Genomic DNA, 16,281 nt, shown 5'->3' on the forward strand with positions numbered 1-16,281 from the left:
AAATGACAATATTGAGATTAACTTTTCTTTTTAATAATATAGACAGACTTGTCTGTTTTTTATTGTTTTAATTCATACATTTGTATTCATAATTCATCATACAAATGCAACCGAAAGAAAGAATCTTAGATACAGTTTCCGTTTTATTCCACAAACAGGGATATAATGCGACAGGTATAAATCAGATTATTGAAGAGGCTAAAGTGGCGAAAGCTAGTTTTTATCAGCACTTTAAATCTAAAGAAGACTTATGTGCGGCTTTTTTGAATCAGCGTCATGATTATTGGTTTGAGCAATTGGAGAAATTCGTTTCAGATGAAAAGGAATCAAAACGACGAGTTATAGCTTCATTTGATTTTTTGATTTTTATGAATCAGAAAGAAAATTTTAGAGGTTGCAGCTTTTTAAATATACTTTCTGAAATTCCTTCTGATAATGTAAAAATCCTAAGTGTCATTCAAAGTCATAAATCAGATTTAAGAAATTATTTCAAAATTATTACTGAAAACGAACTAATTGCAGATCACGTTTATTTACTTTTTGAAAGCTGTATTATCGAAAGTCAGTTGTTTAAATCAAACAATCTTATCGAACAATCTAAAAAAATCATTCAAACTTTAAATTTATAAAAATGGAACAGAAATTACCATTGCCACCTTTCACTTATGAAACGGCATTAGAAAAAATTCAATTAGCAGAAGACGCATGGAACAGCCAGGATCCAGAGAGAGTTTCAAAAGCTTATACCGTAGACAGCGAATGGCGAAACAGAGATCAATTCGTAAATGGAAGAGAAGAAATCGTTCGTTTTCTGGCTAAAAAGTGGGAAAAAGAGAAAAATTACAAGCTGAAAAAAGAATATTGGGCTCATACCGAAAACAGAATCGCAGTAAGATTTGAATATGAATATCAAAATGCCGAAGGAGATTGGTTCAGAGCTTACGGAAACGAAAACTGGGAATTTGACGCAAACGGTTTAATGCAAAAAAGATTTGCCAGTATAAACGATCTCGCAATTAGGGAAGAAGACAGAAAATTGAAATAATTAGTTTAGACTTGGCGGTTCCGGTATTTTGATATTTCGTTTAATTTTTTTTACGATTAAGAGATAAAAAGTAATTCCGCCCAGAATTATGAGTAAAGCAATTTGCAATTGTCCCAGACTATTATTTTTATTATACATTGCATTAGCGCTTGCCAATTTTGCTTTTCCTTCCTGAATCTGTATTTGCGATAAAGATTCTAATGTCGTTAAGGCTTCCTGGCTCAAAGCGCTAATTTTACCCCAGTTTTTGCTTGCAAGATGATTGTTTATTTCTTTGCAAACAATCAAAAAAGTATCAAAATGCTGCTTTTCTTTATTCGTCAAAACCGTTTTAGAATACAAATCATCAATATTATGAATGATGTCAAGTGTATGAATAATTTCGTTTTTTTTAGTTGTATCACTTAGATCTAGTTTTTCGGCTTCGGCTTTTATAAAATGAAGTTCTTTAGAATATTGAAAGATATAATGCGCGACAACCAATCGATCATTAAAAATGGCATTAATATTTTCGTTTACGTTTTTTGAATTCCGAAGCGTATTAAAATTTCCCAATAAAATAATAAGCATGACAACAAGCAAAATATAAGCAGCCTTGGTTTTATTGCTGTATTTTTTTAAATCTTTCATAATGTGGTATTTTAATTGATTAAGAAAGCTGATTTATAAGATCTATTTTGCTTTTATTTTGCGAGTATTCCAATATTTAGTGTCTTTTCAATATTTTTTATGGAAGCAATTGGCGCGATTTTTATGGTTTTCTTTCCTTTTTGAACATAAAAATAATAAATGCTATTGGTACTAATAAGGTAAATTTGCTCAGATTCACCACTATTATAATTTAAAGTATAATTATATTTTACTTTGTTTTCTCTAATACGATGTATAGTATCATAGCCACCAGCAAATCCAGTTCCTATGAAAAATGATAATAAAATGACAGCAAACATTTTGAAAGAAGCAAAAAGGTAATGATTTTTAAGTTCTTCTTCTGAGAATTCTTTTGTAGATTTTAATTCAAACACTTTTTGAAGTGTCTTATTGTTCTTGTATTTTTGGAAGATTTGCGGCAAATAATAATGAAACGCAAAAAGGGATATTATAAATAGTAGTGTTATAGGATTTGAAGTAAACTCAGCAATTGGACTAATCAAAATATCCATGATTGTGGAGTATTTCAGGATATTTATTCCTAATTGATAATAAAAGATGCTCTCTTTGAGTATTCCTAATATTACAAGATAAATGTAACCTAGCGGAAGTAGTTTTTGTAGTTCCTCTGAATATTTCATTAAATGGTTTGTTTTTGGCAACTACTAAAATAGTACTTTTTTATTACAAATATTCAATAAAGGAATCTATATGTTTTTAATAAATTTGCCATTTTCAAAAAGACATTCTTTCTTTTCTCCGTTTTTATCGATTGAAAAAAGCGTTCCATTTTTTTTATTATTATTATTGTAAGGACAACTGTAAATTAAAACTCCATCTTTCAATTCTTCTTCGAGTTTTTTATTTCCGTTTTTTTCGTAATAAGTTGTCGACATTATTTTGTGGTCAAAATACCTAACTTTCTTTTTAATTTGAGAGCTTTTCTCATAGTAATAATCTTCATCCAAAACTATGACTTCTTTTCCATTAGCATAAACAGAGGTTTTGTATAAAATTCCATCAACAAATTCAATTTCAGAAACTAAATGAGTTTTGTGCTTAAAGTTTTGAACTTTACCCGTAAAAAGTTTATTGTCTTGTAATTTATACACTAAACTGTCTTTTGTATAAATATCATTTTTAGTTAATATTTCCTGAGAATAAATGTTCAAACTGAATACTGTAAGCAGCAACCAAAGATATTTTTTCATTTGTAATTTATTTAATGGATTATAATTAGTTTGATTTATTTTGATGAATTAATGTCATCGTTTGCTTGTTTACAATTTCAGCAGCTTGAGTTAGATATCGGGGATTTATACATTCGCCATAACTGATATAAACGATATGATCGTCGTCATCGAGGTTTTGGTTTCTCTTTTCCGCTTCCAGATAACTGTCCATTCCCATCGTTAATATAACAGGAGTTTCTTCGTAATAAAGCCGTGTCGCAATACCTATTAAACGGGCTTCGCCCATTTGTTGTATTTCTTTATCCTCGTATCTCAAAAGCTCCATACAATACATAAGAGAACAGAGTTTTATCTCTTTCCATTTTGGATTTTTTTCTAAAAACTCAGAACCTTGATTTAAGTTTTCAAAACATTTTGTATAAAGTTGTGCCGAGATTGAATTGTCTATAGTTCCTTCATCTTCAACGATATTTTGACTTTGAATTTGGACAGAAAAATAAAGTGATACAATTAGAATGAGTTTTTGAAACATAATCGTTTTATTTTGGAATATAATTCCCTAAAGATATTAGTTTTTTCTAATTTAAATTTTTCACCTTCCTTATAGCCAATAGGGAATTTTGGACTTTTAATGCCAAATGGTCCCGCGTGATCCTCATTATAATATAATTCTTCATCGTCATCACTATATCTTCCGGCACATAGAAGATTAAAAGTTGTAGTTTTTCTACTTGATTTCAGAACATTTATATCAATCCAAATCGGAACTTTATTCTTCCGATAAAGCAAATCAATTACTTCAATATCGGTTAAATTTAATTTTATAATTCCTTCGTCTTCGGGGTAAATATCAAACTTAACATTATCATCATGTTTTGGGACAGTAAAGATAACATTGTATCTAAAATTAGGTTTCAGTTTATCTGAAACGTAACGTTCAGCAAAATCAAGCGCTATAAAACTGGCATTTTTTAAACGGAATGAGAACTCTTGTTTTATCATTTCTTATTCTAATAATTAGAAATTCTATAATTGAAGATTGTCTAAAATATTTTTTATTGAACTCTTGATAAGTCTAATATTTTTGAATTTACAGTTTCAACTAAAATTGATTCAATTTGTTCTTGTATCTCGGGAAATTTACTTGTCTTCTTTAAAGAAACAATTATTGGTTTTATTTCATTATTAAAAATTTCAACCGTCAAATTATCAGATTTTGATTCCCCAAATCTTAAATATTGAAAAACATTACTCAGTCTATTTTCATTATTAGATTCTAGAGCTTCTTTAATTGCAGAAATTCTGTTCCATTTTTTACCATTTTCTTTCCACCACTTTTTAGCGTTTAATGAAATGTTTTTTCTGTATTGCGCAGTTCTCTCTTCGATGGTTTTATTTTTCCAATCTAATTCATAACTGCCTTTTTTGATATAATCATTATAGTTTTCTTCTGAAAGCTTCATTAATGTTTCATCAGTTACATCAATGTTTTTATAACCAAAATCTTGAAACGTTAGATCTTCAAGCAACCAACCTGATCGTATGGAAATCCAGTCTATATTATACGGTAAATACTCTCCGCGACCATAAAATGTTGTAGTTCCTGGGTAAATTAGGTCAGCAGTGCCGGTTAATTTTGAAAAAGTAGTATCTTTTAACAGTTTAATTAATTCAGGAATAATATCCTTTTGGTAATTTTCTAGTTCTTTTTTAGCTGGAGATACATTTCCGTAAAATGAGTTTTTCTTAAATTCTGCAAATAAACTATCTATTTTAACTGAATTGATTTTTTGAGCATTAACGCTTAGAAAGATTGAAGTAAAAACCAAAGTGAAATAAAATTTAATTTTCATAATTTTTTAAGGTTAATCATTAAAAAAAATAAGTTTCTCATTTTGCTAATTTCTCTTGAATAATTATTAAATAAAAATATTTTGTCATTACTATAGTTTTAATTATTTTTTAGTTTGTAGTTCTTTTTGCCATCAATAAAAATATTACGAAAACAATATTCAATATCGGAATAAAGTTGAAAAGGAAAAAAGTAGGTTTTGCATTCAAATCTCGTAATCTTCTCGATGTTACAGCTTGCATTGGAACAAATGTTATTAAAAGAATGAGGCAACTATAAAAAATATTTAGAATCCTTTCGTTGTCTAAACTTACATTACTGTATAAATACAGAGCAAAGTACCCCATTAAAACATTAATTAAACAATAAATTCCATATTCGATTCTTCCCGATTTACTGGAAAAAGAAGAATAGAAAAATATTAAATTTTTTAAATTAATCATTAGTAAATTTTTAAAATGCCGACATTTCAATTCTAGTTTTATATTTCTTTTTTTCTATAACCCAGATAACCTCATAACCTCCCGCACCATCACTATTTGAAGATTGGATGTATAAGATATCATTTATTTTATCGTAATTTATTTTAGAGTCGGATAAACTTGGTTCGTATAGATTTCTTAAAGCCTCATTTGGTATTTTGACTTTTATATTATTTATTTGAACTTCTATACTTTTATATTGTCTTTTAGGGATTTCTCCATCTGTTCCTAAAAAATCTAAATCATCAATTTTTTTAAGGATATCTGAATCCTCTTTTAGAAATTGTAATTTATGCTTCTCTTTAATAAAAGGACTTTCAGATATTTTTACTTTTACATTTGCATTATCAAATAAAACTTCTTTGACTTGATTTAATTTTAAAGGGATATTTATAAAATCGCTTATGAATTTAATTTTGCCTTTATAAATATATCCGTTTAATTCTTTTCCGTTTTTTTTATAATCAATATTAGCCCAATTTCCTTTAGGTTCGAAATAGTAAATTATAAATCCATTTTTGAGTTTATCAATAATATTATTGCCTATTTCTCCTGAACTTCGGACATTAACATAACCATCAGAATGCTTAACAATTGCAAATTGCGAATAGGAAAAGCTTAGGTTTAGTAAAAACAGAATACATAAAACGTTTTTCATAAAGGCTTTAGTTTAGTCCAAAATAACTTCCTTACAATCCGGCTGATTAAAAAAAAGAAAATTAATAAATAAGAATAATAGTCAAAATTGCCACCAATAAAATTCAGCCTTTACTTAAATTCTACTTAAAAAATTAATTGTCGATTCAGTTCCCGTTAATTTGCAATTTTCTTCATAACTCAAGCTTGGTTCAATTCCAAATTCTCTCATTATTTCGTTTTTTAAATTTTCATTTTTGGGATTTCTTAAATCAAACTCTGTTTTAAAGTATGGATCTTTATTAAAATCAAAAACATTGTTATTTCTGATAGTTTCAACAATATTAATTTTGTCATAATTGGTACTAAATCCACATGAATAATATCCATATGGATTTCGCATATGTCGAGAATAGGTGTCTTCAGGAAGAAATGGATTTTCTCCGTTTATATATTTATTAAATTTTGAGACAGGTATTTCTTTATGAATAAACCCCCATTGAAAAAAAACATTAGTACTACCAGATTTAATAACTTTTCCATAAGAAATAGGATACTCAAATTCATTTTCTTCTAATTTTTTATGACCAATGATTTCATATTCGCCATAATAAAGATGATTGTCCATCATATAGTCTGAAGGTAAAGCGTCAAGATTTTCAAGTAAGTCTGTGTTAATATATTTGTTTTCTGAAATAAATGGATACATCTTTATTAAGACCGGAGTTCCCATCAGATAACTTAAGCCATGATCCTTTTCTAGTACATTAGCTTTTCTAAATTTATTAATTTCAAGTAATACTCTTCCAAAGCCGTAGTTTTTTCTGTCAATTTTAAAGGCAAAGAAATCACCTGATTTAAATTTTATATTTTTCTTTTTTGCACTTTTAAAATTATTTATTGCTTGAAGATGATTCTCATCTGAATCTTTTATAAAATTGTCGATCCAAAACTTAAGTTTTTTTTCAGTTTTTTGATTGTTGTTTTCCCAACGACTATTAAAAAAAGAGGTTTTTGTAGTATGATTTCCAATAATAAGATCACCATGTCGATCTAGATACAAATAGACACCAATTGGTGTTTTTGTTTCCAAAACAGCAGCAGTTAGTTTTTTTTCTTTCCCTTTAGCGGTTTTCGGACGTATAAATTCTCGATTTATTGTTTCTTCATTATATTGACGTTCTGTATATCGATTTTCTGTCGATGTTATATGTTTTTTGATAGTATTTTTTTCAAAATATAAAATGCTAGGTTCACGATAAGTATCACCGTTTAGGACAATCTTTTCCCAATTTGGCTCTACTTTTTCAAGTCCAAAATATTCGCGTTCCGTATTTGTTAATTCAAAATTCATATATTCTTTTTTTAACTATTTTATATATTAGTAAAGAAACTAAATATATTCAAATTTACTCCAAAACAACTTCCTCAGAATCCGGTTCGTTTTTAAAAAACGCAAATTGCATTAGTAAAGCAAGAACAATAGTTAACATTGCGCCAATAAAATTCAGCCATAAATAACCTAGTTTTTCTTCTTTGTAAATCATGAAATAATAGATTACAAAAATGGTTGTCTGACTTATAATTGCGCTACAAAACATGGCTTTTGCTTTTACGCGACGCAGGTAAAATCCAACAAGGAAGATTCCTAAAACGGTTCCGTAGAAAATTGATCCAATAATATTTACTAACTGAATTAAATTTTCGAATAAAGTTCCAACGCAAGCAAAAAGTATCGCTACAACTCCCCAGAATAGAGTGAAGAATTTAGTCGCATTTAGATAATGTTTCTCTGATTTTTCGGTTTTTAAATTTCGTTTATAAATGTCAATTGCCGTTGTAGAAGCAAGAGCATTTAATCCCGAAGCCGTTGACGACATTGCTGCAGAAAGAATTACTGCCAATAATAAACCTATAAGTCCTTTTGGCAAATAATGCAGAATGAAGTGAAAGAATACATAATCTTTATCATTTGTTTCGCTCGTACTATCTGCTTTTAGAATAATTTCTTTGGCACGATCGCGCAAATCTTTTTCTTTATTGGATAAAGTAACCAATTCCTTTCGCAAAATCGGATTGTCAAAATCCTGATTCAGCTGATCGATATACAATAAGTTAATTACTTTTTTATCTTCTGAAAGTGTGCTTAATTTCTTTTCTAAAGCGTGATATTCTTCTTTATAAGCCGATTTTTCAATGACAATTTTATTATTCGGATTGAAATTTAAAGGAACTGGATTGAATTGAAAAAACACAAAAACCATAACTCCGGTTAACAGAATAAAGAATTGCATTGGCACTTTTAAAAGTCCGTTCATGATTAATCCCATTTGGCTTTCACGAACTGATTTTCCGGATAAATAACGACCAACTTGCGATTGATCTGTTCCAAAATAGGCGAGGGCAAGGAAAAAACCTCCCGTGATTCCACTCCAGAAAGTGTATTTTTCTTCGGGATTAAAAGAGAAATCTACGATGTTCATTTTATCATTTGCGCCCGCAATATGCAATGCGCTGGTAAAAGTCATATCGTTTGGTAAGTAGTGCAAAATCAGAAAAAACGTGATAAACATTCCTGACATAATCACAAACATTTGTTGCTTTTGCGTTACGTTTACGGCTTTTGTTCCTCCAGAAAAGGTGTATATAATTACTAGAACACCAATCATAACGTTCATTAAGGTTAAATTCCAGCCTAAAAGAGCTGATAAAATAATAGCTGGTGCATAAATGGTTAAACCTGTTCCTAAACCTCTTTGCACCAAAAATAATATCGCTGCGAGTGAACGTGTTTTCAAATCGAATCGTTTTTCCAGAAATTCGTATGCTGTAAAAACTTTATTTTTATGATATAATGGTATAAATGTCAGGCAAATAACAATCATAGCAATTGGCAATCCAAAATAGAATTGCACAAAACCCATACCGTCGTGATACGCTTGTCCAGGAGTAGAAAGAAATGTAATTGCGCTGGCTTGTGTCGCCATTACCGAAAGTCCTACGGTGTACCAAGGCGTTTCGTTGTTGCCAAGGATAAAATCTTCGACATTTTTACTTCCTTTGGTTTTCCAGGAACCGTACCCAACAATAAATAAAAGTGTAACAATAAGTACGATCCAATCAAATAGTTGCATATGTTATGAGTATAATTGCATGATTAAGAAAAAAATCAAAATGTAAATCGCATTGGCTACCAAAACATAAGTGTAGCTTTTTTTCCATTTTTTTACTTTTTTAGCTTCCATTGTGAATGTTTTATTTCTTTAATTCTGGTTTTGGAGCTTCTATGGGCTGCTTTAAGGAAATCATGTTAGACAATAGTCTATAGGCACCTGCAACTCCTTCCGGTAATTCTCTAAAAAAGCTTAAACCGGTGTAAATATAGTATCCTTTTCCATATGGAGCGACCAATAATGCCCCATCTTTTGCAGATTCTCCTTTGTCGTGCGACGATAGAATAGGAGTGAAGGCAGCATCGTATTGATCTGGATAATACAAACCTTGTTCTTGTTTCCAGCCTTCAAAATCTTTAGAACTGATTTTATTTGGCACATTTAGAATTGGATGATTTGGTGCCAGAAAAGTAACTTTTGCATTTTCTTCGGTTACACGATCATTAGAGATTTTTAATGAATATGGTGCAATTTGTTCGGTTACGGTTTTACCGGGAGTATTGTATTGCACGATCATATTTTTGCCGCTTTTTACAAAATTAAAAAGTATATTTTGTTTGTTTGCCAAAGCGTTTACGGTATTATAAGCACGAACTCCAGTGATTACGACGTTGAAAGAATCTAATTTCTCAGGCGTAATTTCTTCTGGTTTTATAATGAATACTTTATAGCCCATTTGCGCTAAACTTTCCGGAACTTCGTCACCAGCGCCCATTATATAAGCAATTGCATCTCCGTTTGTTTTTAGATCAATTCTAATACATTTTGATTCAGCAGGTTTCAAAACCATTTGTTTCGTAATATGCGGATAATCGATAATAGTTTGATCTTTATCAAAACGTTTATTATCTACAATTGCGACACTTTTTGCAACCACTTCTTCAGGATTTACAGGCGGTGTAACTTCAAAATAAAAGATTTGCTCGTTTCCTTTTTTCTCTAGCGTAAACGGAATTTCTTTTGGTGAAACGTCCCAGCTTTTTGGTAATTCTAATTGTAAGTTTCCTTTGATTCCGTCTTTTCCGGCGCGAACTTTTACAGGAATCATTTTACTTTTTGTAGTTCCAAATATTAGCACTTTCTCCAGAACTGAAGTTGTAACTTCTGGAACTATATCCAAGAAATTATACATTTCTCCTTTTACTCCATCATTGTATTTGTAAACAACTGTGCGCTCAAACGGAATTTCAATTCCGCTGATTTTTACATTAAAAACAACTTTTACTTGTCTTATAATATCGGGTATTCCAATATTTTCCTGATTTGAAACAGTGTACATTCCAACCGTTGCTTTTTCTTTTAACCAATAAGGCTGTGTATATTCGGTATTCTCAGGAATTTGAATATTCAGTGTTAATCTTTGATCGTTATTGTTTTTTAATGCAATATTTTGAGCTGTATTTTTATTCTCAGGTAATGAAGTTACATTAATCAATTGCATTTCTACAGGCGATCTGTTAATTGCTTCAAGACTAACTTTAATTGTACTTCCCGGAGTTGCTTCTTGTTCAGAGGCTGCAGCTTCAAGATATAATCCTGAACATGATGCAATTATATTTTTTACGGCAGCAGCTTTTAAAGGTTTCCAATGATCATCGTCTAAAACTTCAATCATTGAATACACTTTTACCAAATCAGGAATACTTGCAGATGGATTGCTGAAATCGTATTTGGCAATAATTTTAGTGATTAAATCACCAACAGGTTTTCCGTTTTTAACGCGATTCCATGAAGTGTCGATTCCGTCAAATAAATTATCACGATCAATAGGACTGTCTCCTTTTATAAGTTCTAGATATTCGGTTTCCTGACCGCGAGCTCCGGTACTTCCAAAACCTTGTGATTGGTGACGGCTTCTACTTAAAGCAGCAATTTCCTGATTAGATTTTCCAATTCCGGTATAATAAACTCCGGTTTCTAATCTTGTAAATTTAGATTTATCGGCAGCATCAAATCTTTCCTGACTTCCGTAAAACCACCATGAAGGATTGAAAAAAGTACGCTTTACCTGCCAAGGCTTTACATATTTTAATTGTTCCGGATATATTTTAGGATCGTTGGTAAGCTTAAAACTTTCAACACTTAACATTGCAGACGATGTGTGATGTCCGTGCGTTGTTCCCGGCGAGCGATGATCAAAACGGTTTATAATTACGTCTGGCTGAAATTTTCGAATAGTCCAAACTACATCGGCAAGAACTTTGTCTTTGTCCCAAATTTCTAAGGTTTCATCCGGATTTTTTGAATAACCAAAATCGTTGGCACGTGAAAAAAACTGTTCTCCGCCATCAATTTTTCTGGCTTCGATCAATTCCTGAGTTCTTATAACGCCAAGTAATTCGCGTAATTGCGGACCAATTAAATTCTGACCTCCATCGCCACGTGTCAAAGACAAATATCCCGTTCTTGCATTCATTTCGTTTGCCATATAAGAGATTAAACGAGTATTCTCGTCATCAGGATGTGCAGCCAAATACAAAACCGAACCCAAAAAGTTTAACTTTTTGATTTGATTGTAAATTTCTACAGAATTTGGTTTTTGTGGTTGTTGTGCAAAAGAAAAGGAAATTCCTGTTAGAAAAATAAGAAGAATTTGAATTTGAATTTTTCGCATAGCGTCGTTAAATGTTTTGAAAGAGCTTCAAAAATAGTGATTATATCTTTGAACAGTATTTAAATGAAATGTTAATGTTTGGTTATTGATTTCCTTTTTTAAGAAAATTGTTCCAAAAAAAAAGCTGCCAGATTATATCTGACAGCTTTTAAGAGAATTTGATCTAAATTTTAGATCAAGTGGTATTTCCCAGGATTACAGAATTACTTCAACTTGTTTTCTGTGTCTTTATAGTTTCCTGTAATAGTTACATTACTGTTTTTCGTTACTTTTCCGTAAATAGTAATAGACGAATCGTTACCAATAAAATTGATTTTCGCACCGCTATTTAATCTCAAATCCCCCCAAATTACTACAGTACCTTCAATTTGCAATACAGCATTACTATTAATGATTAATTCTGTTGGATTTTGTTGTTGGTATTTCCCCTGCGCCAAAGATCCTCTCATGTTAAAAGTTCCTCCGCTGTTTAAAGTTAAACCATTTTGAATAGTGATTGAACCACAATGCGTTAATACAGCGCCAGAATTTATCATTGCCGAACTAATTGCGGTAGAACCTGAATATGATTTAATTTCGTTTGAATTTAAAATAAGGTTTTGCCCTTGATTATAAGTTCCATATCCTGTACAACCAGCAAAAGTAGTGTTTGGTTTTTCCATTTTAATGATTTTCAAACCACCTTTTCCGCTTGCAACATAGATAAAATCACCACTAGATTTTACATAGTTTGATGAACCTACGATACCAACGGTTCCTAATAAACTAAGTTGAGAACCTGTTTTATATACATTTAAACCAGCCGCACCATTTGCAACAAATGCATAACCATCGTTTACAGAAACCGCATTTGTAACATTATCTTCTCCAGGAGTTGCCAATGGAATACTTTGAAGTTTAGAACCGCTATTGATATCATAAACCCCTAAACCATTATAACCTTCTGAAACTAATAATTTTGTACCATCAAAATCCATTGTTCTTTTTGCAGCGCTAACATCTGTAGATGTTGTAAAGCTTTTTTGCAAAGAAAGAGTAGATTCGTTGTAAATATTTACTCCTTTTGTTCCGCTTAGTGTAACAATTTTGTCTCCGCTAATAGCAACTGAACGTAAATCGTCTACCGTTACTTTTCCTGAAGCTACTTTAGACGAGCTATTTATTTTGAATAAACTTCCCTGATCTCCGGTTACGGCAAAATAAGCGCTTGAATTTGCAGCAACATCTGTAGTTACTTTCCCTTCAAGATTTGTGATTGTATAATTATCCGTAAGCAAACCTGAACTCAATTGCATCGTAATAAGAATTGCAGGATGTGTTAACTCCGGTTTTTTGTCAATATCCGTTGCAGCACCAATAATCAAGCTACCGTTTGAGTAGGTAAGTGATGTAATATCAGTATTTGCGATTAATGCAGATGTAATTAATTTAGGTTTGTAAGGATCAGAAACATCAATAACGTCAATAGCTCCTGAATAAACTTCGCCCATCATTGTATAAGCAACGTAAGCAAAATTACCATTTACAGCTACGTGATTTGCTTGTAAAGTTCTTCCGTTACTATCTTTTGGCGGATTAACTTCGGCAATTTGTACTAATGGTAAATCACTATTTGCAGCTTCAGTACGTGATAATTTTGAAGTTGATGAATTTGCAATCGAAATTACTCCTGAATTGGTATAATCCAGCCTTTTATTCAAAGATGTAACATCGTTGTTAATTTGAATATTATTGTCTTTTGCCTGCGTATCTGTATTAGATTCGTCATTGTTAGTACAAAACGTAAAAAGCGACATTGCTACTAACGAAAATAAATAAACTCTCTTTTTCATAATTCTATCGTTGCTTAAATTTTTTGCAAATATACGACATATTTATATTAAAATAAGGTAATGATTAAGAATAGTTTAACTAATTGTTAATTTATTGCTGTATATTTAAATAATAATCAATAAATTAACGCATAACGAAAGTATTATGCATGCATAAAAAAAGAGTATCAAATTATTGATACTCTTTTGTGTTGAAAATTAGTTATTTAGCAATTTGTTATCTTCTTCCGTGTCCACGATGTCCGTGGTCATCATCGCGATCGCGATCATCATCATGTCTGTCGTGTTTGTCATAACGTTTTTTATCGTAATGTTTGTAATCTCTACGATCATCACGACGATCGTTATAACCATATGCTACCGGTCTTGGTCTGTAACATCTTTGTGGCGCTCCGTGGTATCCTTTATAGTATTTTACTCTGTGACGATCAAAATAAGTATATGGAGTTCTACCATGGTAATCATTCAAAACTACTTTGTAACCTCCGTACAAATCATAGTTTCTATATTGTCTTGGTAAATAAGTTGTTCTAACCCATCTTCCTCCTCCAAAATAAATAAACTGAGAAGCTCTAACATCATAATAAGCTTCGATGTCCGGCAAATAGTAATATTCCATTTCTGCATATCCTTCAGGTCCCCAAGAAGGTGGTGTTCCTATATTTACATTTATTGATACCTGAGCTTGTGTGGCACTTGCAATCATAAGGAAGAATCCGGCGATTGCTATTTTTATTGTTTTCATTTTTTTTAGTTTTAATTTGTTCTGTTTAGTGATATTCATATACTGTGCCAAAAAATAAAACTAAATGCATTTCGTCGGATAAATGATGCTTTTCAACGAGTTAATCTGAGATAGTGTTTTTGTAATTATTTGATTTTTAATAAGTTTTAGAAAGTGTAGAATTCAGAAAAAAAATATTCTTTTTTTTCTTTATTTATATTCAACAATTCTTGGCTTTGCCAGCTCAAAACTCTGCAAACCAAAGTCAGTAGTTTCAAATGTATTGGTCTTGAATACATTATCTCCCTGATATGGAATTGTTGGATAATATGACAACGAAAGCTGGAAGGAACTGAATACCAAATAGTCATTGCTGATTAATAATCCCACAGTCAATTTTGAATACCCTTTGTTACGTCCCATCGCATTATTTGGACTTCCTAATACCGCAACAGAATAATTAAAAAACGGATTCATACGAAATCCTAATACAGAATAAGGAGAGTAGGTCTGTGTTTGTAGAGACAAAACCATTTTATTAGTTCCATAAATGGCGCTATTAAAGCCAGCTAAACCGTTTTGCTCATTTATATTAAGCTGATCTCCTATGATATTCTCACGGTTTACACCTATAACTATTTCAGGATTAATAAATTGTCTTAATTTCCATCTTCCTAAAGTAAAGAGTTTCGTGAAATAATTGGACTCAAACAAAAAAGCGGTTTCATATGTTTTTGAATCATGAAAAAAAGTTCCGGCTTCAAAATTAGTACTTAAAAAGCCCCACTTATAGTAATTTCCAAATGAAAACTGCGCACCTAAATAAGGCCGCCACATCGTATTTTTATATTGATAACCTAATGTGATTCCGTAAATCCGCCCAACAGGAACGTCTTCTGTTTGACCGTTCCTAAAAATATAACTGTCTTTGATAAATTTTCGTGTATTGATTCCAACTCCGCTTAGAATTAGTTTTTCATCAGAATAAAAATGCGTTGGATCATAAAGCTCAGAAGGATTCTCAGTATAGTCAACATTTAAAAATCGTCCGGATACAATCAAATTTGTAATTCCGTTTGTTTCGTCTTCAAAAACTTTTGAAGCTTTTCCCGCCCATAAGTCCTGAAAATTATATTTAAAAGGTTGAAAAGCATACGTTAAATCCGGCGCTTGTAAACTGTCTTTTCTAAAATTTTGCCCCACAAAAACACCGCCTCCCCATTTTGTTAAAGGAGAATAAAAATCACGCTCTATATCTATACTTTTGGCATAGTTATTATCGAGATCTATTTTGTAATTCAGGATTGCCTTAATATAAGTATTTTTGATATTTGGCACTGTATAAGTAGCTTCATTAGCATTTCTACCATCATCAAATCTATTGGTAAATCGATACTCAAGTTGTTGCCCGGAACCAAAAAAGTCTTTTTCTTTTACCCCAACCGAAACCTGATTACTGGATATAGAAAACTTAGGAATTGTACTCCACGAATCTAAAACCCGAATAGTGACATCTACAGAATCCGAAGCCACACTTACGAGTTTATTTGAGATTCGAACGGCAGTAACATACTTTTGAGCACGAATCAAACGTTCAGATTCCTGTACTTTATAAGCATTATAAGGCGTATTTCTCTTGAATAAAAGAAGATTATAAATCGCTATTTTTTTAGTTTTCAAATGCAATCGGTTTCCGGTTCTTTCTCCCCAATTTTTAGGCATTTGTGTAGTATCTGTAATAGAATGCCCAAAAGGATCGAGTGTAACGATATTAATTTTTCGGATTATTTTTCCGTCATAATCGGTTGTATCTGTAATAAGAAGTTCTTCTTTCTTTTTAGGTTTGTTGGTTCTAAAAAAAAGCTTGTGAAGATTTTGAGTAAATTTATTTTTTTTAGAATAGTTTCTGATTCTTTTATAAATATCAGTACTGTCTTTCTTCTCGGTTTTAACCTGAGAATAAGCGCCTTGTAAGCAAAAGCATAAGAGAATAAAAACAACTATTTTTTTGTTCACAAACATTTAGATTATTTTTGACTGGCTTACAAATGATTCTTAGATCAAGGTAAGAAAATTATA

At 31.1% G+C, this 16,281-nt stretch carries 15 protein-coding genes; 2 read left to right on the forward strand and 13 right to left on the reverse strand.

Annotation, left to right across the window (positions count from 1 at the left end):
* The first annotated feature begins 104 nt into the window (after positions 1–104).
* Together C8C83_RS22125 and C8C83_RS22130 are read left to right on the forward strand one after the other, a co-directional pair.
* Positions 105–629, forward strand: coding sequence for a TetR/AcrR family transcriptional regulator (locus C8C83_RS22125; protein WP_121330722.1), 525 nt, complete (start codon positions 105–107; stop codon positions 627–629).
* Between the two features lie 2 nt (positions 630–631).
* On the forward strand, positions 632–1,045 hold the full coding sequence (locus tag C8C83_RS22130) for a nuclear transport factor 2 family protein (protein WP_121330723.1): 414 nt from the start codon (positions 632–634) through the stop codon (positions 1,043–1,045).
* Here C8C83_RS22130 and C8C83_RS22135 read toward each other — a convergent pair whose 3' ends face one another.
* From C8C83_RS22135 to C8C83_RS22200, 13 genes are all read right to left on the reverse strand, one after another.
* Positions 1,046–1,675 (reverse strand): MCP four helix bundle domain-containing protein, encoded by a 630-nt coding sequence (locus tag C8C83_RS22135; RefSeq protein ID WP_121330724.1) that lies wholly within the window; start codon positions 1,673–1,675, stop codon positions 1,046–1,048.
* A 53-nt stretch (positions 1,676–1,728) separates the two neighbouring features.
* The gene (locus tag C8C83_RS22140) at positions 1,729–2,337 is read right to left on the reverse strand and encodes a hypothetical protein (protein ID WP_121330725.1); all 609 of its coding nucleotides are present in this window, start codon (positions 2,335–2,337) and stop codon (positions 1,729–1,731) included.
* A gap of 66 nt (positions 2,338–2,403) precedes the next feature.
* Complete coding sequence (locus tag C8C83_RS22145; RefSeq protein ID WP_121330726.1) at positions 2,404–2,907, reverse strand: hypothetical protein; 504 nt, start codon at positions 2,905–2,907, stop codon at positions 2,404–2,406.
* Between the two features lie 25 nt (positions 2,908–2,932).
* Positions 2,933–3,421: a hypothetical protein gene (locus tag C8C83_RS22150; RefSeq protein WP_121330727.1), complete on the reverse strand. Its 489-nt coding sequence runs from the start codon at positions 3,419–3,421 to the stop codon at positions 2,933–2,935.
* Positions 3,400–3,891 carry a hypothetical protein gene (locus C8C83_RS22155; protein WP_121330728.1) on the reverse strand — a complete coding sequence of 164 codons (492 nt, stop codon included), beginning with the start codon at positions 3,889–3,891 and terminating at the stop codon, positions 3,400–3,402. Before C8C83_RS22155 ends, C8C83_RS22150 begins: the two co-directional genes overlap by 22 nt.
* 53 nt (positions 3,892–3,944) lie before the next feature.
* Entirely contained in the window at positions 3,945–4,742 is a 798-nt protein-coding gene (locus tag C8C83_RS22160; protein ID WP_121330729.1) for a hypothetical protein, read from the reverse strand.
* Between the two features lie 452 nt (positions 4,743–5,194).
* On the reverse strand, positions 5,195–5,881 hold the full coding sequence (locus C8C83_RS22170; protein WP_121330731.1) for a hypothetical protein: 687 nt from the start codon (positions 5,879–5,881) through the stop codon (positions 5,195–5,197).
* A gap of 114 nt (positions 5,882–5,995) precedes the next feature.
* Positions 5,996–7,213: an immunity 26/phosphotriesterase HocA family protein gene (locus C8C83_RS22175; protein WP_132011908.1), complete on the reverse strand. Its 1,218-nt coding sequence runs from the start codon at positions 7,211–7,213 to the stop codon at positions 5,996–5,998.
* A 55-nt stretch (positions 7,214–7,268) separates the two neighbouring features.
* Entirely contained in the window at positions 7,269–8,993 is a 1,725-nt protein-coding gene (locus C8C83_RS22180) for a sodium:solute symporter (RefSeq protein WP_121330734.1), read from the reverse strand.
* Between the two features lie 121 nt (positions 8,994–9,114).
* The gene (locus C8C83_RS22185; protein ID WP_121330735.1) at positions 9,115–11,646 is read right to left on the reverse strand and encodes a PIG-L family deacetylase; all 2,532 of its coding nucleotides are present in this window, start codon (positions 11,644–11,646) and stop codon (positions 9,115–9,117) included.
* Between the two features lie 203 nt (positions 11,647–11,849).
* Positions 11,850–13,478, reverse strand: a complete 1,629-nt coding sequence (locus C8C83_RS22190; protein WP_121330736.1) for a hypothetical protein — start codon at positions 13,476–13,478, stop codon at positions 11,850–11,852.
* A gap of 217 nt (positions 13,479–13,695) precedes the next feature.
* Positions 13,696–14,223: a hypothetical protein gene (locus C8C83_RS22195; protein WP_121331423.1), complete on the reverse strand. Its 528-nt coding sequence runs from the start codon at positions 14,221–14,223 to the stop codon at positions 13,696–13,698.
* Between the two features lie 189 nt (positions 14,224–14,412).
* Positions 14,413–16,224 carry a hypothetical protein gene (locus tag C8C83_RS22200; RefSeq protein WP_121330737.1) on the reverse strand — a complete coding sequence of 604 codons (1,812 nt, stop codon included), beginning with the start codon at positions 16,222–16,224 and terminating at the stop codon, positions 14,413–14,415.
* Positions 16,225–16,281: the final 57 nt, after the last annotated feature.

Source organism: Flavobacterium sp. 90, assembly GCF_004339525.1.
In the GTDB taxonomy this organism is placed as follows: Bacteria; Bacteroidota; Bacteroidia; order Flavobacteriales; family Flavobacteriaceae; genus Flavobacterium.